This is a genomic window from Amycolatopsis benzoatilytica AK 16/65 (genome assembly GCF_000383915.1).
GTDB classification, from domain to species: domain Bacteria; phylum Actinomycetota; class Actinomycetes; order Mycobacteriales; family Pseudonocardiaceae; genus Amycolatopsis; species Amycolatopsis benzoatilytica.
Genome location: NZ_KB912942.1, coordinates 7,205,057 through 7,226,918, shown reverse-complemented (window position 1 = coordinate 7,226,918; position 21,862 = coordinate 7,205,057). Strand labels below are relative to the sequence as shown.

Annotated in this window: 20 protein-coding genes; 11 read left to right on the top strand and 9 right to left on the bottom strand. The window is 70.8% G+C overall.

Annotated features, from left to right (window positions below; translation table 11 throughout):
- Positions 1–32: 32 nt before the first annotated feature.
- The 4 genes from AMYBE_RS0133615 to AMYBE_RS0133600 all read right to left on the bottom strand — a co-directional run bounded on the left by AMYBE_RS0133615 (position 33) and on the right by AMYBE_RS0133600 (position 3,493).
- Positions 33–635 (bottom strand): TetR/AcrR family transcriptional regulator, encoded by a 603-nt coding sequence (locus AMYBE_RS0133615; RefSeq protein WP_020663782.1) that lies wholly within the window; start codon positions 633–635, stop codon positions 33–35.
- Between the two features lie 7 nt (positions 636–642).
- A complete protein-coding gene (locus AMYBE_RS0133610; protein WP_020663781.1) occupies positions 643–1,122 on the bottom strand; it encodes a YqeB family protein in 480 nt (159 codons plus the stop codon).
- A 153-nt stretch (positions 1,123–1,275) separates the two neighbouring features.
- A complete protein-coding gene (locus AMYBE_RS0133605; RefSeq protein ID WP_027928282.1) occupies positions 1,276–1,869 on the bottom strand; it encodes a hypothetical protein in 594 nt (197 codons plus the stop codon).
- Between the two features lie 31 nt (positions 1,870–1,900).
- Complete coding sequence (locus tag AMYBE_RS0133600; RefSeq protein WP_020663779.1) at positions 1,901–3,493, bottom strand: dynamin family protein; 1,593 nt, start codon at positions 3,491–3,493, stop codon at positions 1,901–1,903.
- Positions 3,494–3,592: 99 nt separating this feature from the next.
- Between AMYBE_RS0133600 and AMYBE_RS0133595 the strand changes: the two genes are divergently transcribed.
- The 8 genes from AMYBE_RS0133595 to trmB all read left to right on the top strand — a co-directional run bounded on the left by AMYBE_RS0133595 (position 3,593) and on the right by trmB (position 10,649).
- Positions 3,593–4,810 (top strand): sensor histidine kinase, encoded by a 1,218-nt coding sequence (locus AMYBE_RS0133595; protein WP_425386964.1) that lies wholly within the window; start codon positions 3,593–3,595, stop codon positions 4,808–4,810.
- The gene (locus AMYBE_RS0133590; RefSeq protein WP_020663777.1) at positions 4,807–5,463 is read left to right on the top strand and encodes a response regulator; all 657 of its coding nucleotides are present in this window, start codon (positions 4,807–4,809) and stop codon (positions 5,461–5,463) included. The genes AMYBE_RS0133595 and AMYBE_RS0133590 overlap by 4 nt, the downstream gene beginning before the upstream one ends.
- A 212-nt stretch (positions 5,464–5,675) precedes the next feature.
- Positions 5,676–6,611 (top strand): ABC transporter ATP-binding protein, encoded by a 936-nt coding sequence (locus AMYBE_RS0133585; protein ID WP_020663776.1) that lies wholly within the window; start codon positions 5,676–5,678, stop codon positions 6,609–6,611.
- A 26-nt stretch (positions 6,612–6,637) separates the two neighbouring features.
- Complete coding sequence (locus AMYBE_RS0133580; protein ID WP_020663775.1) at positions 6,638–7,387, top strand: ABC transporter permease; 750 nt, start codon at positions 6,638–6,640, stop codon at positions 7,385–7,387.
- A gap of 162 nt (positions 7,388–7,549) precedes the next feature.
- Complete coding sequence (locus AMYBE_RS0133575; RefSeq protein ID WP_020663774.1) at positions 7,550–8,467, top strand: ABC transporter ATP-binding protein; 918 nt, start codon at positions 7,550–7,552, stop codon at positions 8,465–8,467.
- Positions 8,464–9,207 (top strand): ABC transporter permease, encoded by a 744-nt coding sequence (locus AMYBE_RS0133570; protein WP_020663773.1) that lies wholly within the window; start codon positions 8,464–8,466, stop codon positions 9,205–9,207. Before AMYBE_RS0133575 ends, AMYBE_RS0133570 begins: the two co-directional genes overlap by 4 nt.
- A 219-nt stretch (positions 9,208–9,426) precedes the next feature.
- Entirely contained in the window at positions 9,427–9,921 is a 495-nt protein-coding gene (locus AMYBE_RS0133565) for a hypothetical protein (RefSeq protein WP_084470474.1), read from the top strand.
- 20 nt (positions 9,922–9,941) lie between these two features.
- The gene (gene trmB / locus AMYBE_RS0133560) at positions 9,942–10,649 is read left to right on the top strand and encodes a tRNA (guanosine(46)-N7)-methyltransferase TrmB (protein WP_020663771.1); all 708 of its coding nucleotides are present in this window, start codon (positions 9,942–9,944) and stop codon (positions 10,647–10,649) included.
- 180 nt (positions 10,650–10,829) lie between these two features.
- Here the strand turns inward: trmB and AMYBE_RS0133555 are convergent, their stop codons facing one another.
- Complete coding sequence (locus AMYBE_RS0133555; RefSeq protein ID WP_020663770.1) at positions 10,830–13,091, bottom strand: FtsX-like permease family protein; 2,262 nt, start codon at positions 13,089–13,091, stop codon at positions 10,830–10,832.
- Positions 13,088–13,783 (bottom strand): ABC transporter ATP-binding protein, encoded by a 696-nt coding sequence (locus AMYBE_RS0133550; RefSeq protein ID WP_020663769.1) that lies wholly within the window; start codon positions 13,781–13,783, stop codon positions 13,088–13,090. Before AMYBE_RS0133550 ends, AMYBE_RS0133555 begins: the two co-directional genes overlap by 4 nt.
- A gap of 180 nt (positions 13,784–13,963) precedes the next feature.
- Between AMYBE_RS0133550 and AMYBE_RS0133545 the strand changes: the two genes are divergently transcribed.
- The 3 genes from AMYBE_RS0133545 to AMYBE_RS0133535 all read left to right on the top strand — a co-directional run bounded on the left by AMYBE_RS0133545 (position 13,964) and on the right by AMYBE_RS0133535 (position 17,803).
- Positions 13,964–15,766: a sensor histidine kinase gene (locus tag AMYBE_RS0133545; protein WP_020663768.1), complete on the top strand. Its 1,803-nt coding sequence runs from the start codon at positions 13,964–13,966 to the stop codon at positions 15,764–15,766.
- The gene (locus tag AMYBE_RS0133540; protein WP_020663767.1) at positions 15,763–16,416 is read left to right on the top strand and encodes a response regulator transcription factor; all 654 of its coding nucleotides are present in this window, start codon (positions 15,763–15,765) and stop codon (positions 16,414–16,416) included. Before AMYBE_RS0133545 ends, AMYBE_RS0133540 begins: the two co-directional genes overlap by 4 nt.
- A 79-nt stretch (positions 16,417–16,495) precedes the next feature.
- Positions 16,496–17,803, top strand: a complete 1,308-nt coding sequence (locus AMYBE_RS0133535; protein WP_020663766.1) for an amidohydrolase family protein — start codon at positions 16,496–16,498, stop codon at positions 17,801–17,803.
- Between the two features lie 99 nt (positions 17,804–17,902).
- On the opposite strand, the gene AMYBE_RS0133530 is transcribed toward AMYBE_RS0133535, so the two are convergent.
- The 3 genes from AMYBE_RS0133530 to AMYBE_RS0133520 form a co-directional block, all read right to left on the bottom strand.
- Positions 17,903–18,580 (bottom strand): SDR family oxidoreductase, encoded by a 678-nt coding sequence (locus AMYBE_RS0133530; RefSeq protein WP_020663765.1) that lies wholly within the window; start codon positions 18,578–18,580, stop codon positions 17,903–17,905.
- A gap of 89 nt (positions 18,581–18,669) precedes the next feature.
- Complete coding sequence (locus tag AMYBE_RS42870) at positions 18,670–20,367, bottom strand: arabinofuranosyltransferase AftB family protein (RefSeq protein WP_020663764.1); 1,698 nt, start codon at positions 20,365–20,367, stop codon at positions 18,670–18,672.
- Positions 20,368–20,442: 75 nt separating this feature from the next.
- Positions 20,443–21,813 carry a DUF7850 domain-containing protein gene (locus tag AMYBE_RS0133520; RefSeq protein WP_020663763.1) on the bottom strand — a complete coding sequence of 457 codons (1,371 nt, stop codon included), beginning with the start codon at positions 21,811–21,813 and terminating at the stop codon, positions 20,443–20,445.
- Between the last annotated feature and the right edge of the window lie 49 nt (positions 21,814–21,862).

Here is a 21,862-nt window from a genome sequence, read left to right as displayed (position 1 = left end):
TCTGCGGCAATGCGACGCGCGGCGGGGGCCGATCACGCTCCCGGGCAGAGGATCTTTTCCAGCAGTATCCGCAAGACCGCACGCTCGTGCTCGGCGTCGAGGCCAGGGTCGAGGCTCGCCCGCGACAGCAGGGCGTCGACCAGCGCGACGATCCAGTTCCCGGTGTCGGCCGGGGACAGTACAGGGGAAAAGCGGCCGGTCCGCGCGCCGTGGTCGACCAGTCCGGCGAGACCGGCGCGCATCCGGTCGTCGCTGCGGCGAATCAGCTCGGCGAACTCCGGATCGCGCGCGGCCTGCGCGCCCGCTTCGAGAATCAGCCGGACGACGCCGGGCAGGGTCAGCGCCGACGTCATCCGCTCGACGACGGCCAGCACGCCTTCCCACGGATCGGCCAGTTCCGCCGCCGCGGCGAGGATTTCCTCGTTGTCGGCGTTGTCCGTCTCGAAGATGGCGACGAACACCGCGCGCTTGGTGGGGAAGTAGTGGAAAAGGCTGCCGGAGCTGATCCCGGCCGCGCGGCAGATGTCCGCGGTGGACGTCTTTTCGAAGCCGTCGCGGGCGAAACAGCCAGCGGCCGCGTCGAGGATCGCGCGCCGTTTCGCAGCGTGCTTTTCCGGGTCGACGGTCCTCACCACGAGACCATCATCGCTCAGGCGGCGGCTCGTCCAGCCACGGGCGGCCGTGCGCGGTGAACGCCTCGGCCAGCTGCCGCCGAGGCAGGTCGGTCTTCTCACGGGCCACTTCGCGGTCGTCCTCGCCGAGCAGGACCAGCTTGCCGCCGTCCACGAACACCGCGGTGAGCCGAGTGTCGATACGACGGCGACGCTCGCGTCGTTCCAACGTCACGCGGGTAGCGGAGACGGTGACGATCAGCCGGTCCCACGCCCACATCCAGGCGAACGCCAGCCCGAGCAGCACGCCGAGCGCGACCGCGCCGATCAGCCGCCACGGCTGCGGTACCGAGTGCAGCAGCCGGAACGGGCCCTGGACCGGGAACCAGGGCAGCGACGCGATCCAGTCGGCCAATGCCTGCACCCCCCAGCCCAGCAACGCTCCGCCGGCCGGGCAGGCCAGCCAGGATCCGCGGCGCAGCCACGCCGGTTCGTCGACCACTGTCTCCATGGGATCATTATTAGACCGAGCACTCGGTTTATCAACACCCGGCCCAAACCACCCCAATGTGGCATTGGGTGCATGTAACGCAACGAATGCCACATTGGGTGCGTCAGATGCACCCAATGTGGCATTGGGGGAACGGCAGGGGGGGGGAGAGGGTCAGGCGAGTTCGCGGATCAGCGAACGCATCGCGCGGTCGAGCGCCGGGACATCCGCGGCCAGCTGGGACGACACCAGCAGCTGGTGCTCCGCGGTCCGCAGCCACACCCGGCCGGCCACCGGAATCTCCAGCACGGACAGCCGGAACGGGCGCGCGCGCCGGCCCAGCTCCACCTCGGTCTCGCGAACCAGCCTGCCGAGCCGTTCGCCGGCCAGGATCTGGCGGCGGTGGAAGCCGGACGACACCGGGCGGCGCGCCGCGGCGAAGTGGTGCGCGGCGGCCGGGGCGAAGTGCTGGGCAGCGAGGTCGATCGCCGAACCGTCGCCGGGGGCCGGGCTTTCTCGGCGGGTGCGCGCCGAGCCGCCGTCACGAAGGAAGCTCAGCAGGCCGTTCCACCACGGCGCCCACTGCGCTTGCACGGCCGCGCGGTCGATCGCGGGCGGGACGCGCACCGGCACGGCCGGCTCCACCGGCGGCAGCAGCTGCCCGTCCGCGACGGAGAGCGCGAGAACGTCCCGGAGGTACAGCGCCACGTCGATGTCGTGTTCGCTCCCCCAGTACACCCGCCACGAAGTGGTGTCCTCCAGCCGCACGAAATCCACCCTACGCGCTGGGCGGAGGTTCCTACTGTGCGCGGATTTGTTGCCAGATCAGGAAATAGGCCCGGTGCACGACATGTGCGACCCGGCTCTGCGCCGGGGTTGCCCCGAATGACGCAAAGGACCGCCACCAGCCGGCGCGTTCCAGCGCGTGCGCCGCCAGCTCCGGCCGGGCCGCGCCGGGCAGGCCGAGCTGGGCGCCGAGGTCGGCGTTGCTGCCGACCCGAAGCACCTCTTCGGACAGGTCCTCGGGCATTTCGACGGCACCGGACGCGACCAGCGTCAGTGCTTCCAGCAGCCGCAGCTGGTGCGCCTCCGGGCGGGCAAGCAGCACCTCGATCGCGTCGTGCACCCGCTGCCGTTCGCCCGGATCGGCGGAAGCGTGCGCCAGTGCGGTCACCGAAGCCAGCGCGGCGGCCGCCTTGATCCCGTCCGCGCGGGCGGCGAACACGACCGACAGCCGGTGCCGCACCGCGTCGAGCCCGGAAATGTCGAGCAGCTTCCGGCGCAGCGCCCCGGCGGTGATCCCCGGCTCCGCGCGGATCGCCTCGACCGCGCACCGGATGCCGAACAGGTCGAGCTTCTCCAGCAGCCGCAGCCGGATCCCGCTCGGAATGTCGCATTCCCAGCTGGTGAAGAGGTCAGCGGCGATGAGCATCGTTTCCAGGACGTCGTCGTCCAGGGCGGCGAGCTGGCCGAGCGCCTCGGCGTCGGCCGCGGTGAAACCGCCCGACTCGGCGGACTCGGCGATCAGGCCGATCACCGGCAGCACGTCGGCGACCCGCGGCTTCAGCGTCGCGGCCTGTTTCTCGGCGAGCATCTGCGCGGCCTTCCACACGTCGCCGCCGGAGCCTTCGACCGACTCCGCGACCACGGTGTCCGCCTTGTTCAGCACCGCGATCGCGTTGACCGGCCCGGCTTCGCGGCTCGCGGTGGCGGCGGTGAACGCGGCCAGCGCCTGCTGGTCGTCCGCGCGCACGCCCTGCGTCACCACGTACAACACCGCTTCGGCGCCGGCGACCGCGTTGCGCGAGGTGTCGTCGAGGTCGTCGGAACCCTCGTCCTGCTCGGCCGCGCCCAGCAGCTCCTCGGTGCGCGACACCGACGCCGCGTCGAGCGAGCCGAGACCGGGGGTGTCGATCACCGTCATGTCCTGCAGCACCGCGTTGGTGAGGTACGCCTCCAGGTGCGAGACCTCGGCGATGTCGACGCCGAGCTCGGCCGGGATCGACCCGTCCGCGGCGAACGGCAGCACCTGCTTGCGGCCGTCGAGGAACACCACCTCGACCCGGTCGACGGTGCCGTACTGGAACCGGGTGACCAGCCGGGTGCACTCGCCGACGTCGGTGGGCGCGACCCGGCGTCCGATCAACGCGTTGACCAGCGTCGACTTCCCCGATTTGATCCGCCCGGCGACCGCCACCTGCAGCGGAGCGCCCAGCCGGCGCAACACCTCGGCGAACCCGGCGGCCGTCCGCGGGGACACCTGAGACCTCAGCCGGTGGCACAGCTCCGCCACCGACGCGGACAGTGGACCGGCGAGTCGTCCGCGCTCCGCCGCTGCCGTCACCGCCCGGCCCCCTTCCGGCTCGTCCTCTCCCGAACCGAATCGTCCCATGCCGGTCATCCTCCGGTCGCACCGAAGGTGCTACCCACGACCGACGCGCGCCCTGCCAGCGCGACTTAGGGTGGACTCGTGCGACGGCTCAGCCTGTGGATGCGTGCCCACCCGATGGCTGGGGACTCGCTTCTTGCTGGCCTGCTCCTGCTCTTGGACCTGCTGCTCTACAGCAGCATCAGCGAATCCGGCGCGGAGCCGCCGGCCTGGTACATCGCTGTCCCGCTCGACATCGCGGTGGTCGCCCCGCTCGTGTTCCGCCGCAAACGCCCGCTGATCGCCGCGTACCTCGTGTACGTGGTCTCGTACGCGCACAGTGCGCTCGACCTCGGCGCGGCCGGCGCCATCGCGCTGGCCGTCAGCCTCTACTCGGTCCTGGTCTACGTGGGCCGCAAGCACGGGCTGATCTACGCCGCCGCGCTGGTCATCGCCGCGGTGGCCGCCGCCCTGCCGCGATCGCAGCCGGACTGGGGCGTCCAGCTCTCCTTCAGCATCTTCGCCATCGCCTTCTGCTGGATCCTCGGCGAGTTCATGTACGCCCGCCGCGCCTACCAGCGCGAACTGGAAGCCCGGCTGCACCTGCTGGAGACCGAACGCGACCAGGCCGCGCGCATCGCGGTGGCCGAGGAGCGCGGCCGGATCGCGCGCGAGCTGCACGACGTGGTGGCGCACTCGGTGAGCGTGATGGTGGTCCAGGCGGACGGCGCCGCGCTGGCCCTGCAAGCCAAGCCGGACCTGGCCGGCCGCGCGCTGCGCACGATCTCGGAAACCGGCCGCGGCGCGCTCGGCGAGCTGCGCAGGCTGCTGGACGTGCTGCGCAACGACAGCGGCGACGGCGAACCCCGGGTGCCGCAGCCGGACGCGACCGCCCTCGGCGACCTGGCCGAGCGGATCCGCGGTGCCGGGGTGCCGGTGGACCTGCGGCTGGACGGAGAGCTGAGCGCCCTGCCGGCCGGCCTGTCGCTCGGGATCTACCGGATCGTCCAGGAATCGCTCACCAACACGCTCAAGCACGCGGGCGCGGGAGCGCACGCCGCGGTGCGCGTGCAGCTGACCGGCGACCAAGTGGAAATCGTCGTGCGCGACGACGGCGCGGGGCGGGCGCGGCGACTGGAACAGGTCGGTGCGACCGGACCGGTCAGCGCCGCCCCGGCGCCGGGCCGGGCGCCGGCCCCGCGGCTGTCGGTGGCCGGCGGGAACGGAGTGATCGGAATGCGGGAAAGGGCGAACGTGTACGGCGGGACGCTGGAGGTGGGCCCGGCCGCCGGCGGTGGCTGGCAGGTGCGCGCGGTGCTGCCGGTTAGGTTGGGTTCGTGATCCGAGTTGTGGTCGTCGACGACCAGGAACTGATGCGCGTCGGGTTCCGGATGGTGCTGGGCGCGCAAACCGACATCGACGTGGTCGGCGAAGCGGGCGACGGCGCCCAGGCCGTGCGGCTGGCCGCCGAGCTGCGCCCGGACGTCGTCCTGATGGATGTGCGGATGCCGGTGCTCGACGGCGTGGAGGCGACCAAGCAGATCGTCTCCGCGGGCACCGCGCGGGTGCTCGTGATGACCACCTTCGACTTGGACGAGTACGTCTACGCCGCGCTGCAGGGCGGCGCGTCCGGCTTCCTGCTCAAGGACACCCAGCCGGACTACCTGGTGTCCGCGCTGCGCTCGGTCGCCGAGGGCGACGCGGTGATGTCGCCGTCGGTCACCCGCCGGCTGCTCGACCGGTTCGTCGGAGCGGGCGGTTCGGAAATGCGCGACCCGAGCGAACTCGACGTGCTCACCGACCGCGAACGCGAAGTGCTCGTGCTGATCGCGAAAGGCAAGTCGAACCTCGAAATCGCCGAGACGCTGTTTCTTTCCGAGGCGACCGTGAAAACGCACGTCGGCCGGATTCTGTCGAAGCTGGACCTGCGCGACCGCGTGCAGGCGGTCGTCCTCGCCTACGAGACCGGGCTCGCCCGGCCGGGGCTCGGCTGACCGGTCCTGTGTGGACCTTCGACCCTCGCGGGCGGTGCCCGGCGGCGGGAAAACTCAGGGTCGGGTCAGGGGCATCCCCCATCGCGCTCCGTCTCCGGGGCGGCCAGAGTACTACTCAGGTCGGGGGACGAGTTCGATCCACAGGATGACGCGGGAAGCGCGCCACTGCGTCAGGATGAATTCCGACCGCACCGCCGTAGAGGGAGCAGGGGATGATCGAGGCAACAGGTCTCACCAAGCGTTACGGGAGCACGCTTGCGGTGAACAACCTGTCGTTCAGCGTGGCCGCCGGGAAAGTGACCGGATTCCTCGGCCCCAACGGCGCCGGGAAGTCCACCACAATGCGGATGATCCTCGGGCTGGACAACCCGACTTCGGGGCAGGTCCGGATCGGCGGGAAGCTCTACCACGATCTGAAGGAACCGCTGCGCACGGTCGGCGCGCTGCTCGACGCGAAATGGGTGCACCCCAACCGCTCGGCCCGCGCGCACCTGCAGTGGATGGCCCGGTCCAACCGGATCCCGGCGACGCGGGTGGACGAGGTGCTCGACACCGTCGGCCTCACCAGCGTGGCGGGCAAGCGGGCAGGCGGGTTCTCGCTCGGCATGTCGCAGCGGCTGGGGATCGCCGCGGCACTGCTCGGCGACCCGGAGGTGCTGCTGTTCGACGAGCCGGTGAACGGCCTCGACCCGGAGGGCATCCTCTGGATCCGGAAGTTCATGCAGCGGCTGGCGGCCGAGGGCCGGACCGTGTTCGTGTCCAGCCACCTGCTTTCCGAGATGGCGCTCACCGCGACCGACCTGGTGGTGATCGGCAAGGGCCAGCTCATCGCGCAGTCCACGACCGAGGAATTCGTGGCCCGGGCGGCGGAGAACACCGTGAAGGTGCGCTCGCCGCAGCTGCCCGCGCTGCGCGCCCAGCTGGTCTCGGCCAGCGCGCAGGTCGTGGACGCCGGCGACGCGCTCATCGTGTCCGGAATGGACAGCGACAAGATCGGCGAGATCGCCGCGACGGCCGGCCTGGTGCTGCACGAGCTGAGCCCGCAGACCGGTTCGCTCGAACAGGCATTCATGCAGATCACCGGCGATTCCGTCGAATACCACACCGGACTCGACGCGGCGGTTCAGCAGACCGCGACCGCCCGCTGACCACCCTTGCCGAGGAAGAGAAACCCATGACTTTGCTCGCGGTCGAACGCATCAAGCTCTTCACCACCCGGTCGCCGTGGTGGTGTGCCGTCATCGCCATCGCACTCACCGCGGGCTTCGCCGCGCTGATGGCCGCCTCCGCGCCGAGCGGGGAAACCCTCAGCGTCGCCAACACCCAGGCCGGACACCAGTTCGGCATCGCGGTGATCATGGTGCTGGCCGCGCTGTCGGTCACCACCGAGTACCGCTTCGGCACTATCCGCACCACCTTCCAGGCGGTGCCGCACCGCGGCTCGGTGCTGGTCGCCAAGGCCGTCGTCGTCGCACTCCTGTCGCTGGTGATCGGCGAGATCGCCGCCTTCGGCGCCTGGGGCCTCGGCTACGCGATCCGCCCGTCGGACTCGCTGGCGCTGACCACCTCCGCGGACTGGATCAACGTCGCCGGCGTCGGGCTGGTGTTCGCTTTCGCCGCGGTCATCGCGGTCGCGGTCGGCACGCTGATCCGGCACAGCGCCGGCGCGCTCTCGCTGCTGCTGATCTACGTGCTGGCGGTGGAAAACCTGGTCCAGCTCATCCCGAGCATCGGCCCGAAGATCCACGAGTGGATGCCGTTCAACGTCGCGGAGAAGTTCCTCGGCAACGCGGGCGGCTCGGGCCCCGGGCCGGGAGCGTCGGACTCGGTGCTGTCTCAGGGCGGCTCGCTGGCCTACTTCGCCGGGGTGGCCGTGGTGATGCTGGCCATCGCGATCGGCGTCGCGAAGAAGCGCGACGCCTGACACCAAAGACCCACCACGGGCGTTCGGAACGAGTCAGGCGGGGGCCGGCCGAGCCGAACAAGGGGAAAAAGGGAAAAGGGGAACAAGATCCGGGTCGCCGTTCGGGGGGCGGCCCGGATCTTGTGTACCGGTAGAGTTCGGCTGCACGAGAAGGGGTGAGGCGTGCTCGAAGCAACCGGACTCACGAAGGCGTACGGCGACACGGTCGCGGTGCGGGACCTGACGTTCACCGCCCAGGCGGGACGCGTCACCGGGTTCCTCGGCCCCAACGGGGCGGGCAAATCCACCACCATGCGGCTGATGCTCGGCCTCGACGCTCCTACCGCGGGCACCGCGCACATCGAGGGCAAGCCGTACCGGCAGCTGACCGATCCGCTGCGCACCGTCGGTGCCCTGCTCGACGCGACCTGGCGCCACCCCGGCCGCACCGCGCGGCAGCACCTGCGCTTCCTCGCCGCGACCAACGGGCTGCCGGACAAGCGCACGGACGAGGTGCTCGAACTTGTCGGGCTCGCTTCGGTGGCGGGCAAGCGGGCGGGCACCTTCTCTCTCGGCATGCTGCAGCGGCTCGGCATCGCGACGGCCTTGCTGGGCGACCCGCGCGTGTTGCTGTTCGACGAGCCGGTGAACGGCCTCGACCCGGAAGGCGTGCACTGGGTGCGGCAGCTGCTGCACGGGCTCGCCGCGGAGGGCCGCACGGTGTTCGTGTCGAGCCATCTGCTGCCGGAAATGGAGCAAACCGCACAGGATCTGGTGGTGATCGGGCGCGGAGAGCTGATTTACCAGGGCACCATGACGGATTTCGTAGCCCGCGCCGGATCTCGCGGAGTCCGGGTGCGCACCCCGCACGCCGAGGCGCTGCGAAAAGCACTCACCGAACGAGGCGCGGTTTTCACCGAGGATTCCGAAGCCGCCCCGGTGTTCGTTGTGTCCGAAATGGACAGTGCGGCGGTCGGCGAACTGGCCTTCGCGGCCGGCGTCACACTGCACGAGCTGAGCCCGGTGGCCGGTTCGCTGGAGCACGCATATCTCGAATTGACCGGCCAGGCAAACGAATTCGTCAGCGGAGGTACGCGGTGAACCTGCTGCGGGCGGAACGAATCAAGCTTTTCAGCACCCGCGCGCCCTGGTGGTGCGCGCTGATCGCGGTGGCCGCGCCGATCGCGTTCACCGCGCTGTTCCTCGGCCTTTCCGGGGCCGAGATCACCGCGGACGTGAGCAACACGCAGCTCGCCACCAGCACCGGCCGCACCGTCGCGATGGTGCTGGCGGTGCTCGCCGCGACCGCCGACTTCAGCTGGGGCACGCTGCGGCTGACCTTCCAGGCGGTGCCCACGCGCGTGCCGGTGCTGCTCGCCAAGGGCGCGGTGGTGTCGGCGACCTGTGCGGTGCTCGGCCTGGCCGCCGGCCTCGGCTCGTGGGGGATGGGCCACCTGGTGCGCCCGGACACCGACCTCGGCCTGCACAGCGGCGCGGACTGGCGGATCGTGTTCGGGCAGGTCGCGACCTTCGGGCTGACCGGACTGCTCGGCGTCGGCGTCGGGCTGCTGCTGCGCAGTTCCGCGCTGGCGCTGTCGATCGTGCTGGTGTGGACGCAGCTGGTGGAGGGCCTGATCATCCTGATCCCGAAGATCGGCCCCGACGTCTATCAGTGGATGCCGTTCTACGCGGCTTCCCAGTTCGCTGGTGGAGATTTCACCAGAGCCACCTTGAAACTGTCGCCGCCTTTCGGGCCATGGGGTTATCTCGGCTATTTCGCCGCGATCAGCGCGGCGTTGTTCGCGGCCGGTGTCGTCACCGCGAATCGGCGCGACGCTTGAATCTGCACGTGCAGTCGCGCTTGTACCGCGGGCAAACGGATTAAGACCACGTTAAGCAGGTGTGGCTTCTCTCACACGGAGCGGACATACTGGTTAAACTCCCAGGATATTCAAAGCCGGAGCCCCGTCTCAGCTCTCCGGAGGTGAACCTTGACGGTGGACGCTGATCGATTCATCCTTTCCCGCGACGTCGCGGTACCGACTCCCCGGCTCGAGCCGATGCTGGACCTCGAATGGTCCCAGGCGATCGAACTGCCGCGGTTCGCCCGGCCCGCGATGCGGCCGGCCGAACTGCGCCAGGCGTGGGTGCACCGTGCGCCCGAGGACGCCGTGCTCGCGCTGTACCGGCGCGCGGGCGGCGACGAAGATCCGCCACCGGCGCCCTGGTGGCTGCGCGCGTTCGCGAGCGGCAAGCTGGACTCCCGCGAGCTCGGCTTCCGGATCGAGGACCGGGTGGCGCAGCTGCTCGGCAAGCGGATGGGCTGGGAGTTCGTGCCCTGGGCGGCCGACGGCGAATCCGGTTACTGGGAGTTCATGCCGTCCGAACGCGGGAAGTCCGGCCATTCCATCCCGACCACGGTGCTGAACACCGACCGGCACGACGGCTGGATCGACGTGCTGCCCGCGCACTCCGGGCCCGCACCGGACCCGGTCGCGGTGGCCGGCCTGGCCGGCCTGCGCGCTCGGCTCGGGGAGCTGGAAGCGGTGCGCTGACCCGGCCGTATCTTGTTCGGGTGGAAAACGACGACCAGCCCCGGCTGCGCAGCGTGGTCAGTTACGTCAAACGCGGCGGCCGGATGACCGTCGGACAGCAGCGTGCCTGGGAAGAACACTGGCCGCGGCTGGGCCGTACGGTAGCCGACCTGCCCGCCGGGCCGGTCGACTTCGCGCAGTGGTTCGGCCGGGAAGCGCCGGTGATGCTGGAGATCGGGTCCGGCATGGGCGAGACCACCTCGCAGCTGGCCGCCGCCGCCCCGGAGCTGAACTACGTGGCCGCCGAGGTGTACGACCCCGGCCTCGGCCAATTGATGCTGCGCGCGGAGAAGCTGGGCGTGACCAACCTCCGGATGATGCACGGCGACGCCGTGGTGCTGCTGACCGACCACGTCGCGCCCGGTGCGCTGTCCGGCGTGCGGCTGTTCTTCCCGGATCCGTGGCCGAAGAAGCGCCACCACAAGCGCCGGATCGTCCAGCCGGAGTTCGTCGCGCTGGTCGCTTCGCGGCTCGCGCCCGGCGGGACCTTCCACCTGGCGACCGACTGGGAGCACTACGCCGAGCAGATGCTCGAGGTGTGCTCGGCCGAGCCCGCGCTGCGCAACCGGTACGCCGACGAGCCTGGCGGCTGGGCACCACGCCCGCAGTGGCGGCCGGTGACCAAGTTCGAACAGCGCGCGGACCTCGAGGGCCGGGTGTCGCACGACTTGATCTTCGAGAAGCGCTGACCCAACGCTGTCTCATGCCAGAAGTCCGTGAAGGGCCCCTTCCGGGAATCTAAGTCCCTCAAGCGGCCCTTCACTGACCGAAAACGCCGCAGGGCCGTTGCCGGGTTCCCATCCCCGGCAACGGCCCTGCGTCCTTTCACCCCCGGTGCCGCCCCTACCCCACGAAGAGGCGGCGGCCAGCTATTCGTCGGCGAGCGGTTCCGCCTGCACCCGCTTCAGCGCGGGTGTGCAGACCGACGCGCCGAGCAGCGCGACGCCGATGCCGAGCACGATCGGCGCGGCGATCCACGGGCTGAACACCACCGCGCCGGCCTTGACGGTCGCCATGAACAACCCGAGCCCGACCAGCACGCCCATCACCCCGGCGCCGATCGTCACCACCAGTGCGGGCAGCGCGGCCTCCATCCGGAGTGCGCGGGACAGCACCCGCACCGGCGTACCGGCCGCCATCAGCGCGCCGAACGTGCGCCGCCGGTCCATCACCGAACCCGCGGTCGCCACCGCCGCGCTGCAGCCGGCCAGAATGCCCGCCGCGATCAGGCCGATCACGGTGACCCGGCGCAGGTCGTTCAACTGCACCTGCTGGCCGTAGAGATACTGGTCGCGGCTGCCGATCTCACTGCCGATCGCGTGCGGGGCCAGCGCGGTCCGCACGATCTCGCGGTCGGCTTCGACGGTCGGCACCACCAGGGTGACGTAGGTCGGCGTCACCCCGGCGGGCAGCGCGGACGGGTCGAGCACGTACTCGCTGTGGTTGTCCCGGTCCGGGTGGTACGTGCCGGTCGTGACGTTCCCGAGCGGGACGGTCTTGCCGTCGCTCGAACCGAAGTTCTCGACGTTCAGCCTGGTCGCGTCGAGCTGGTAGGGCGAGTAGAGCGAGACACCCGGCTTGCAGTCCCGCTCAGTGATGCCGATCCGGGTCAGCTTCGCGGCGTCCGCGCAGGTCATGACATAGCCGCGGGACATGGCGCCGGAGCCCTGGCTGCCTTGGCCGAGGTAGACGCTTGCCACCGGCACCACCCGCTCCGTGACGCCGGCCTTGGCCAGCGCGGCGTTGGTCTGCTGAGCGGCCGCGGGCGCTTCTTTCGCCGAAACGTCCAGGTACAGCGCCGAGTCCACGTAAGCCCGGCCACCGCCGGCGAGTGCGTCGAACGACGGCAGCAGCGTCAGCGCCATCGACCCGGTGAACACCGCGAGCACGATCCCCGCGGTCGCCCGGTAGGCGCCCTGCGGGTCGTTGCGCAGCCGCCGTCCGGCCAGCAGCGACGACGGCCGCCGCCACATCCGCACAAACGTGCCGCCGACCGCGGAGGTCACCCACGGCCCGACCACCATCGCCGAGCCGACCACCAACGCCAGCCCGAGAAGCGCGAGGTTGCCGCCACTGCCGCGGGCACCGAAAACGCTGTACAGGAAGAACAGTCCGGCAGCTGGCAGCGCCAGCAGCCGCCACCAGTGCAACGGCTTCACGGTGTGCCCGCCGGTCGCGAAGAGCGGCGTGCTCACCACGCGGCGCAGGCCGAGCACCCCGGCCAGCACCACCAGCAACGGAACCGCGAGCACCGAAAGCACGGTCAACGGGACCGGCAGGCTGAAGTCGGACGCCATCCAGGTCCCGCCGTCCCACGGCACGAACGAGGCCAGCGCGCGCAGCAAGGGACTCACCAGCAGGCCGAGCAGCGCACCGGCGACCGCCGACACCCCGGTTTCGGAGGCCACCATCGCGGTCACCTGACCCGGCGTCGCACCAGCCAGCCGGATCGCGGCGAGCCGCTGTTCCCGGCGGGCGGCAGTGAGCCGTGCCGACGACGCGACCAGCACCAGGCTGGGCACCAGCAGCACGATGATGCCGACCCAGGACAGCACGGTCAGCAGCTTGTCCGGGCGCCCCTCGCCAGTCGGGAAGGAGGACACCGGGATGCCGTGGATGCCCGAGTAGGCATCGCCGGACGGGCGCATCTCCTGCGCGGAGTGCCCGACGAGCACCACCAGCTGTTCCGGGAAGCGCAGCGCGTCGTCCCCGAACGAGGCGACCGGCTTGCCGAACCGGTTCCCAAGCTTCTCCGCGGGCGTGCTGGCGAGCAGCTTGCCCAGCGCGGGCGAAACGACCGCCTCGCCGGGACCGGGCAGCTGCGGGATGCCCGCCGGCAACCGCAGCGCGCCGGCCGGACCGTTCACCGCGATATCGACCCGGGTGATCAGCGCACCGTCGAAGTAGTCCTTCGTGGTGTTGATCAGCATCGAGTTCTGCTCGCCGCTGTTGTAGTGCCCGCTCCGCTGCCACAGCGAGCGCTGTTCGCGGGCCTGGGTGGCGTAGGGCAGTGTCGCGAGCAGCAGCACCAGCCCGGTCGCGACCGCGACGCCGAACGCGGTGAGGATCGCCGAGGTGCGGGTCCGCCGGTCGCCGCGCAGCACCCGCATGGCGAACTGGAACGGGTTCATGCCGCGAGCCTCGTGGCGATCAGGCCGTCGCGGATCGCCACCGTGCGCGGCATCGATTCGGCGAGTTCACGGTCGTGGGTCACCACGAGCACCGCGGCCCCGGTCTCCCGGCCCGCGGTGAGCAGCGCGTCCATCGTTTCCCGGCCGGTACGGGTGTCGAGCGCGCCGGTCGGCTCGTCGGCGAAGATCACCTTCGGCCGGTGCGTCAGCGCGCGAGCGATCGCGACACGCTGCGCCTCTCCGCCGGACAGCTCGCCCGGACGACGGGTTTCCTTGCCCGCCAAGCCGAGTTTGGCGAGCCATTCGCGACCGGCCTCGATCGCCTCGCCGCGGCTGCCGCCGGCGAGCAGCGTCGGCAACGCGACGTTCTCCTCGGCGGTCAGCTCGGACACCAGCATCCCGGACTGGAACACGAAGCCGAATTCGGTGCGCCGCAGTTCGCTGCGCCGCTTCTCGCTGAGCTGGTCGATTCGCTGTCCCTGCAAGTGGATCTCGCCGCTGTCGGCCTTCAGGATGCCGGCCAGCACGTGCAGCAGCGACGTCTTGCCGGAACCGGACGGACCGACGATCGCGATCGCGTCGCCCGGCTGGACGTCGATGTCGATTCCGGCCAGTGCGTGCTGCCCCCCGTAGCGTTTCACCAGCCCGCGCCCCGACAACACCGCTCCGGCGCTCCACTGTGGATTCGTCATCCGCCAGCTCTCTCCCTGTATCCGGTTTCGACTGCGACGGAACGCAGCTTCTCGGAAACGGTGCGGGCCGCACTTCGGGCAGACGGCCGGTACTGGCGGCGCACCCATCGGCCGATCGGCCGATGCCGACGAACCACCTGGCCAAGGTGCGCGCGGCCGCGGATCATCTACCGTCACGGTGTGCCGCAACCCCCGCCGTCGAAGACCTGGTCCGAGCGGGCGATCGAACTCGCCCGCCGGCTCGACATGTCCGTGCTCGTCCTGTTCGCCGCACTGGCGTTCGACCTGGTCTTCGTGACCCAGCGAATCCTCGGGACGCAGTACCCGCGCTACACCGACTTCGGCATCTTCCCGGCCATTTTCGCGATGGCCGCGTGTGCGTTCTGGGCTCGCCAGCGCGCCGCGGTGGCGGGCATGATCGGCGCGCTGGCACTGATGATGTTCACGTTCTTCATCCGCTACTACGACATCTCGGCGTACTCCAGCGTGCTGGCGAACCTGTCGGTCACCGAGGTGGTCGCCGGCGTCGAAATGGTCTACCTGCTCGCCCGCCGCGCACGGCCGGGCGTCGCCTTCTCGGTGATCAGCGCGCTCGTGGTGGCCGCGCTCACCGCGGTGTTCGGCCGCGACGTCTACCGCAACCTGTCCGGCACCGGCGTCGTGCAGTCGCTGCTGTTCGGCGTGCTGCTGCTCGGCGGCGCGGTCGTGGCCGGCGTGGTCGGGCGGCCACGGCAGGAACGCAAGCCGCAGAACGAGGAACGGCTGCAGACCATGCGCCGGATCAACGACCTGGTGCGCGGCCAGTGGCCGTTGATCGCGCTGCTCGCGTTCACCCTGCTGGTCGAATTCAGCTACACCTACTCGGCCGGGTACCGCAGTTTTGTGGCCCTGCTGCTGTCCGCGGCCTCGGCGGTGGTGGCCGCGGCGTCCCCGCGCCGGCCGAAGGACGCGATCCTCGTGGTCGCCGGGATCATGCTGTTGTCGGCGTTCGCGACGCCGTTCCTCTACCTCGGGCACAACTACCAGTTCCTCGGCGGCGTCCCGGCGACCCAGGTGGTGGCCGGTTTCGGCGTCGTGGTGAACATCGTGCGAGCGATGCCGATCGCCCGCGCCTGGCCGCGGATCGCGGTGCTGTCCGGGGTGGTCGCGGTCACCGCCACGCTGAACTTCGGCCTGTACCGCAGCGGACGGCTGATCGCCAACGCGTCGACGCTGGCGATGCTCGCCGTGCTCGCCTCGCTGCTGCTCGGCATCGCCATCGCGATCGGCCTGTACCTGCGGTCGCGCGATTCCGAGCGGGCGCAGGTGGTGAAGTCGGCGGTCACCGACGCGCAGACCGCCGAGCGGATGGCGCTGGCCCGGGAGCTGCACGACGTGGTCGCGCACCACGTGACCGGAATCGTCGTGCAGGCGCAGGCCGCGCGGATGATGGGCGAGAAGAACCCGACGCTGGCGCTGGAGTCGATGGAGCGGATCGAGGACGCCGGAGTGGAGGCGCTGGCCGCGATGCGCCGTCTGGTGCGCAGTATGCGCGGCGACGCGCAGGCCGGCGCGGGCGAGTTCAACGAGCAGGCGACCACCGACCTGGCCGCGGACCTGCGGCGGCTGGTCGAGGCAGGCAACCACGGCGTGCCGACGAAGCTGGACCTGAACCTGCCGCCGAACCTGCCGCACGAGGTCGGCCGGTCCGCGCTGCGGCTGATCCAGGAGTCGCTGACCAACGTCGGCAAGCACGCCGCGGACGCCACCGAGGCGGTGGTGATCGCCGAGGCGGACGACCGCGAACTGCACCTTCGGGTGACCGACAACGGCCGCGAGCAGACGCATCGGCCGGCCGGCGGGTCGGGCGGATACGGTCTGGTCGGCATGCGCGAACGCGTCGCGCTGCTGCACGGCAGGCTTTCGGCAGGCCGCGAGCCGGGCGGCGGCTGGCGGGTCGAGGCATGGCTGCCGCTCGAGGCGAACGGGGAGACTGACAGGTGATCCGGGTACTGATCGCGGACGACCAGGAAATGGTGCGGATGGGCTTTCGCATGATCCTGGACGCGCAGGACGACATCGAAGTGGTCGCGGACGTGCCGGACGGGGTCTCCGCGGTGGCCAAGGCGCGCGAACTGCGTCCGGACGTGTGCCTGCTCGACATCCGCATGCCCGGCCTGGACGGCCTCGAGGTGACCCGGCAGCTGGCCGGCCCCGGGGCGGCGGATCCGCTGAAGGTGGTCGTGGTGACCACTTTCGACCTCGACGAGTACGTGCACACCGCGCTGCAGAACGGCGCGAGCGGATTCCTGCTCAAGGACGCCGGACCGGCCTTGCTGATCGAAGCGGTCCGCGCGGCCGACCGCGGCGACGCACTGGTGTCGCCGCAGATCACCGTGCGCCTGCTGAAGCACTTCAACAGCGGGAACGCGACGAAACGCGAGGCGCCGGCACCGTCGGAACCGCTGACCGCGCGCGAGATGGACGTGGTGAAGGCGGCCGCGCAGGGCTTGACGAACACCGAGATCGGGGCGGAGCTGTTCTTGTCCCTGTCGACGGTGAAGACGCACCTCGCGTCGGTGCAGGGGAAGATCGGCGCCCGCAATCGCGGCGAGATCGCCGCTTGGGCGTGGCGCAGCGGAATCGTCGACTGAATCCCGTTTCGGACGGCAACCGGGGGCGGCCCGCGTTGCCGCCCGCCGGGCACGATTGGGACGCCCGTACTATCTTGGCATGTCGCGTCGCTTCCACGCCCCCGTAGTCCTTCCCGCCGACCCGTCCTGCGCGGTGCTCCGCGACGCCGTCGTGGACGTCGACGACAACGGCCGGATTTCCTACACTGGACCGGCTGCGAGCGCGCCGGAGTTCGCCGGCGAAGTCACCCGGCTGACCGGAATCCTGTTGCCCGGCTTGGTGAACACCCACGCCCACAGCCCGATGACGCTGCTGCGCGGGATGGGCGGAGACTTGCCGCTGCTGCGCTGGCTGCGCGAGATCATCTGGCCGACCGAAGCGAAGCTCAAGCCGGCCGACATCCGCACCGGCATGATGCTCGGCTCGGTGGAAATGCTCCGGCACGGGGTGACCACGAGCGCGGAAATGTATTTCGAAGGCGAACAGCTGGTGGACGCGGTCCTCACGACCGGCGGCCGAGTGCTGGTCGCGCCGCCGGTGATCGAACTGCCCGGGCTGGACTGGCGCGAATCCCTGGCCGGGATCGACCGCTGGATCGACGCCGACGGGTTGCGGTTCGGCCCCGGCGAACGCATCGAACTGGGCTACGGCCCGCATTCCGCGTACATGCTGAATCCGGAAGGTCTCCGCGCCACCGCGGAATCCGCGGCCGCACGAGGTGCGCTGGTGCAGATTCACGTCGCCGAAGCCGCGGCGGAGGACCTGGAGCAGCGAAAGGCACACGGTTCGGTGCCGATGCTGCTGGATTCGGTAGGCATGTTCAACGGGCGAACGCTGGCCGCGCACTCGATTCATTTGTCGGACGAGGACATCATCCTGTTCGCCGCGCGCGGCGTCGGCATGGCGCACTGCCCCGGTTCGAACGCGAAGCTGGCGTCCGGTATCGCCCGGATCAAGGACCTGCGCGAAGCCGGTGTGAAGGTCGGGTTGGGCACCGACGGCCCGGCGTCGAACGACGACATCGATCTGTGGGAGGAGCTGCAGCTCGCGGCGATGCTGGCCCGCCTGGCGAACGACGATTCGACGGTGGTGACCGCGAAGGACGTGTTCCTGATGGCCACCCGGGGCGGCGCGGAGGCGCTGGGCCGGGAGGACCTGGGCGCGCTGGAGCCGGGCCGCTGGGCGGACCTGGTCCACGTGGATCTGGACGATCCCGCCTTCGCCGCGGGCCTGGACGTGCCGGACGAGCAACTGCTGGCGAACCTGGTGTGGGCGGCCGGGTCCCGCCGGGTGCGGGACGTGTGGGTGGCCGGGGAGCAGGTCGTCGCCGAGGCGGAGCCGACGCGGGTGGACCGGCGCGAGATCCAGGCGACGGTGGCGGAGACCTCGGCCCGGCTGCGGGCCTGAGCCGGGCGGTTCGCTGGGCAGGTTCGGACGTCCGGGAAGGGAACTTCACGGGAATCCGCTTCCCTCGATGTTCCCTTCCCCGACCCGCTTGCCCGGCGATTACCGAGGCCGGACCTGGATCTCCGTGAAGTGCGCCTCCGGCGTGGCCGTCACCGCGGTAACCACCGCGGTAGCGACCGAATCCGGCCGGAGATACGCAGCGGCGTCGTACGTTCCGCCCTCGTGCTCGCGCACTGCCCGCTGCATGTCCGTGTCCGTCCGCCCCGGGAAGATGGACGTCACGCGCAGATCCGGTTCCTCCTCCCGCAGCGAATCCGCGAACGCCCGAGCCGCGAACTTGCTCGCCGCGTACGGACCCCACCCGGCACGGGCCCGGTACCCGCCGCCGGAGTTGATCACCACCACGTGGCCCCGCGCCGAGCGCAGGGCGGGCAGCAGCAGCCGCGTCAGCTCCGCCACCGCGATGACGTTCACCTCGAGATTCGTCCGCCACGCGGACGACGGTGCCTCCGCGACCGTACCCAGCTGTGCTGTTCCGGCGGAGTGCACGAGAACGTCCAGCTCATCGATCTGGCTCGCCGCCGACTCAAGCGACGCGGCGTCGGTCAGGTCGACCAGCCACGGCTCGGCGCCGGGCAGTTCCGCGGCCACCTTCGCGAGGGCGTCCGCGTCCCGTCCGCCGAGGAGCAGCCGGTGAGTCGGGGAAAGCTGATGCGCGATGGCGGCGCCGATGCCCCGCGAGGCACCGGTGACCAAGGCGAGCGGAAGGTCGGTCATACCGGCCACGGTAGGCGTCCCCGCCAGCGCCGTCAGTCAGGGGCCAGTCGCGGCCGCTACCTCTGCCCGGGACCGCCGGTCAGCGGCCGCTACCGCTGCCCCGGAGCCGACTGGCCGCCGCACCGCGCCGCCAGCCAGGGATCGCGCGGATACCGGATCCCCGTCCGGCCCACCGCGCCGGTTAGATTGTCGATAAATCGACTCCAACTCAACGGCTCTCGCGTGGAGGCGAGCACTTCCCGCACGTCCGGGCACTGCAACGCCCGCCGAGCCGCGTCGATCTCCGCGGGCGAGAACAGCCGGATCTGCCCGTCCACCGCGTAATCGCCGCGTCCGGCCTCGGCCACCTCCCATGACCCGACCAGCCACTTCGCGTGGCCTGGCCGTCCCCCGGGAATCGCCGACGAGTGCGCGGCCAGGTCGCTCGCCAACCCGTAGCCGTCGTGAATCCGCACGTCGAGCGACACGATGTTGCTGATCGCGCCCATGCTGTCGGCAGCCACGGTCACGTACGGCCGATCCGTCGGGAACCGGAACCACTGCTTCGCCGCGCCATAACCGTTCACGAGCACGACCGGCGGCCCCGGTGCCTCGATCGCCGCGACCGCGTTGCGGATGACGTCCTGCCCCAGGTAGTCGGTGGCCAGAATCGGGTGCTCGTGCCCGGTCGCCCACGACCAGTACGCCCGCTCGTCGGTCACCCCCACCGCGAGATGCGTGCCCGCGTACGGCACTCGCAGCCACCCGCCGGCCAGCACCGCCCACGCCGCCGTCCCGGCGACCAGAGCGACCGTCCGCCGGGTCACCGGCACCGCCAGCACCGGAAGCAGCACCGCGAACAACGCCGGCAGCAACATCCGCGCGTGCATGAAGTCCCCGCCGACCCGGACCACGTACAGCGCCAGCAACGCCGCCGACACCACCGGCACGAGCGGCAGAATTCGCGCGCGCCGCTCCAGTACCGCGACAATTGCCAAGAGCAGCAACGGAATCCACAGCAGATACGGATTGATCAGGTCCAGCAGGTAGGCGTACCCGCGCGGCCAGTCCGCGGTGGCCGCCTCCTTCGCCAACGCGGTATTCGGCGTGAGCAAGCCGTAGTAGCCCATCCGGAACACCTGATACGCCACCGGCAACGCGACACCCGCGGCCAGCCAGCCAGCCGCGGCCCGCCAGCCCGGCCGCCGCAGCAACACCAAGGCGCCGAATCCGACAACGCTGAACAGCGCCAGATCCGGACGAACCAATGGACCGAGGCCGAGCATGATCGCCGTGGCGATCGGCGCGGTGCCCCGCACCAGCAGCCACCAGCCAAGACCGAGCCACAGCAGGCACAGTCCGGTTTCCAGACCTGACGTGGCGAAGTCCCGGAACGGCGGCAGCGCGCAGACCACCAGCGCCCCGGCGGGGACAACCGGACCGGCGTAGAGCCGGCGCGCGCCGTCCAGACCGAAGAAAAGCCCGCCGACCGCGCATGCCAAACCGGTCAGCACGGCGACCCATTCCAGCGGCGGGCCGGGAATCGTGCCGAGCGCGGCCAGCAGCCACGTCCACAGTGGACTAGTACTTGCCTCGACCCGTTCGCCGACACTGAAAACCGGCCCATGACCGGCCAGGATCTGCCGGACCGTACGGAGCACCAGCAACCCGTCGTCGCTCATCCACCGGCGTTGCCAGCCGAGCACCGCGTACAGCGCGAGCACGGCCGCGGTGGCCGCCCAGGTCCAGGTCATCGGGCGGCGGTGCCACCGAGGCGGGTCGTCGCCGACTGACTCCGCGGCGGACATGATGGGCCGGGACCTCCTGGGAGACTTGAGATGTCCGGCCCAGTCTCGCATCCGGCGCAGCCGGACGCGCGGCGGTTACCGGCTCGGGGCCGAGGACGGCGGAGCGGAGGACGGCGGAGCGGGCGGCGCCAGCCCGATGTCCAGGTCCATCCGTTCCCGGCTTTTCCCGCCCAGGGTGAACGGCGAGGTGCAGCCGGTCGCCGGGTCGACGGCCGAGTCCAGCCCCGGTTCGCCGGCGTCGCGTGGGGTGACGGTCAGGCCGTCGGGCAGCGAGGACACGTCGAAGCACACCTGGTAGGTGCCGTCTTTCCGCTGGTCGAACAGGTACATGCCGTCCGCGTTCGTCCGAGCGGTACCGACCGTGCCGCCTGCCCCGTCCTTGAGTGTGACCGGCAGGTCCGGATAGCCGGGTTCGTCGTCGTCCTGCAGTCCGTTGCGGTTCAAGTCCTTCCACGCGCGGTCGCCGATCTTCCCGACCGCCGGCTGCGGCGTGACGGTGACCGTCGCGGTCGCCTTCTGCTCGGCGAGCGGGCCGCCGGGACCGGTGGCGGCGATCTTCGCGGTGTTGACGTGGCCGTTGTCGTCTTCGGTGAGGTTGGGGTGCTCGCAGGTCAGCTCCCGGGTCGCGCCCGCGGCCAGGTCGAACGCGCCCGGCAAGCCCTGGCACCACGGGTCTTTCACGGTGATCGCGGTGAGCGGCTGCGTGCCCGTGTTGGCGAGCGCGATCCGGAAGTGCGCGGCCTCGCCCGCCGGCAGAGTCGCCGAAGGACCCCATTTCCCGGCCGCGTCCTGCACTTCCATTTTCGCCGTGTACGCGGCGAGATCGACTCGAACGCAGTCCCAGATGACCCAGTTGTGGTTGGCACTGGCGAAAAACGAGACTGCCGAGGTGTCGTCCGGCGCGGTGACCGGCGGCAGGTCCTGCCGAGCCAGCTTGCCGTCCGAGGCGACATCATGGGTCACGTCCAGCGGCTTCTCCAGCAGGGCCCGGCCATCCCGGTTGGCGAAGCGCAGACCGGTGGTGGCGCTCGCGCGCGAACCGAGCGGCGACTGCGCCGTGGCTGCCCACACCGACAGGGTGTATTGCCCGCCAGGCACTGCCTTCAGGTCCTGGCTGGCCGAGCTGACCCGGCCCTCCGGCGTCTGGATCTGGGCGCTGAGCTGGCCGTCGACCGCGTGCGCGGTGCTGGTGGACAGCTTCGGCACCCGGTCCGCCGGCGTGCTGCGCGGCACTGGCGCGGCGGGCGTGAACAGGTAGCCCTGCGGCGGACCGCCCGGCGTGCCGGCCGCCTCGACGCTCGGGTTGGCGGCAATGCCTCCGCAGTCCGGGACTCCCGCCGCCGGAGCCGATCCGGGAAGAACGACGACGAGCGCGCCGACCAGCACCGCAGTGCCAGTCGCCGCGCCCGCCGCACGTCCGATCGCGACTTTCCTTACCCGCCTCACGCGGTGAAGCTAGACCCACTCCTGAGCGTCGGCGGTAAGAAACACCCCA

Excerpts from the sequence above, each read along its gene's own strand:
- AMYBE_RS0133610 (WP_020663781.1), bottom strand. The coding sequence starts at position 1,122 with ATGGAGACAGTGGTCGACGAACCGGCGTGGCTGCGCCGCGGATCCTGG.
- AMYBE_RS0133600 (WP_020663779.1), bottom strand. The coding sequence starts at position 3,493 with ATGGGACGATTCGGTTCGGGAGAGGACGAGCCGGAAGGGGGCCGGGCG.
- AMYBE_RS0133595 (WP_425386964.1), top strand. The coding sequence starts at position 3,593 with ATGCGTGCCCACCCGATGGCTGGGGACTCGCTTCTTGCTGGCCTGCTC.
- AMYBE_RS0133585 (WP_020663776.1), top strand. The coding sequence starts at position 5,676 with ATGATCGAGGCAACAGGTCTCACCAAGCGTTACGGGAGCACGCTTGCG.
- AMYBE_RS0133580 (WP_020663775.1), top strand. The coding sequence starts at position 6,638 with ATGACTTTGCTCGCGGTCGAACGCATCAAGCTCTTCACCACCCGGTCG.
- AMYBE_RS0133565 (WP_084470474.1), top strand. The coding sequence starts at position 9,427 with ATGCTGGACCTCGAATGGTCCCAGGCGATCGAACTGCCGCGGTTCGCC.
- AMYBE_RS0133555 (WP_020663770.1), bottom strand. The coding sequence starts at position 13,091 with ATGAACCCGTTCCAGTTCGCCATGCGGGTGCTGCGCGGCGACCGGCGG.
- AMYBE_RS0133550 (WP_020663769.1), bottom strand. The coding sequence starts at position 13,783 with ATGACGAATCCACAGTGGAGCGCCGGAGCGGTGTTGTCGGGGCGCGGG.
- AMYBE_RS0133535 (WP_020663766.1), top strand. The coding sequence starts at position 16,496 with ATGTCGCGTCGCTTCCACGCCCCCGTAGTCCTTCCCGCCGACCCGTCC.
- AMYBE_RS0133530 (WP_020663765.1), bottom strand. The coding sequence starts at position 18,580 with ATGACCGACCTTCCGCTCGCCTTGGTCACCGGTGCCTCGCGGGGCATC.
- AMYBE_RS42870 (WP_020663764.1), bottom strand. The coding sequence starts at position 20,367 with ATGTCCGCCGCGGAGTCAGTCGGCGACGACCCGCCTCGGTGGCACCGC.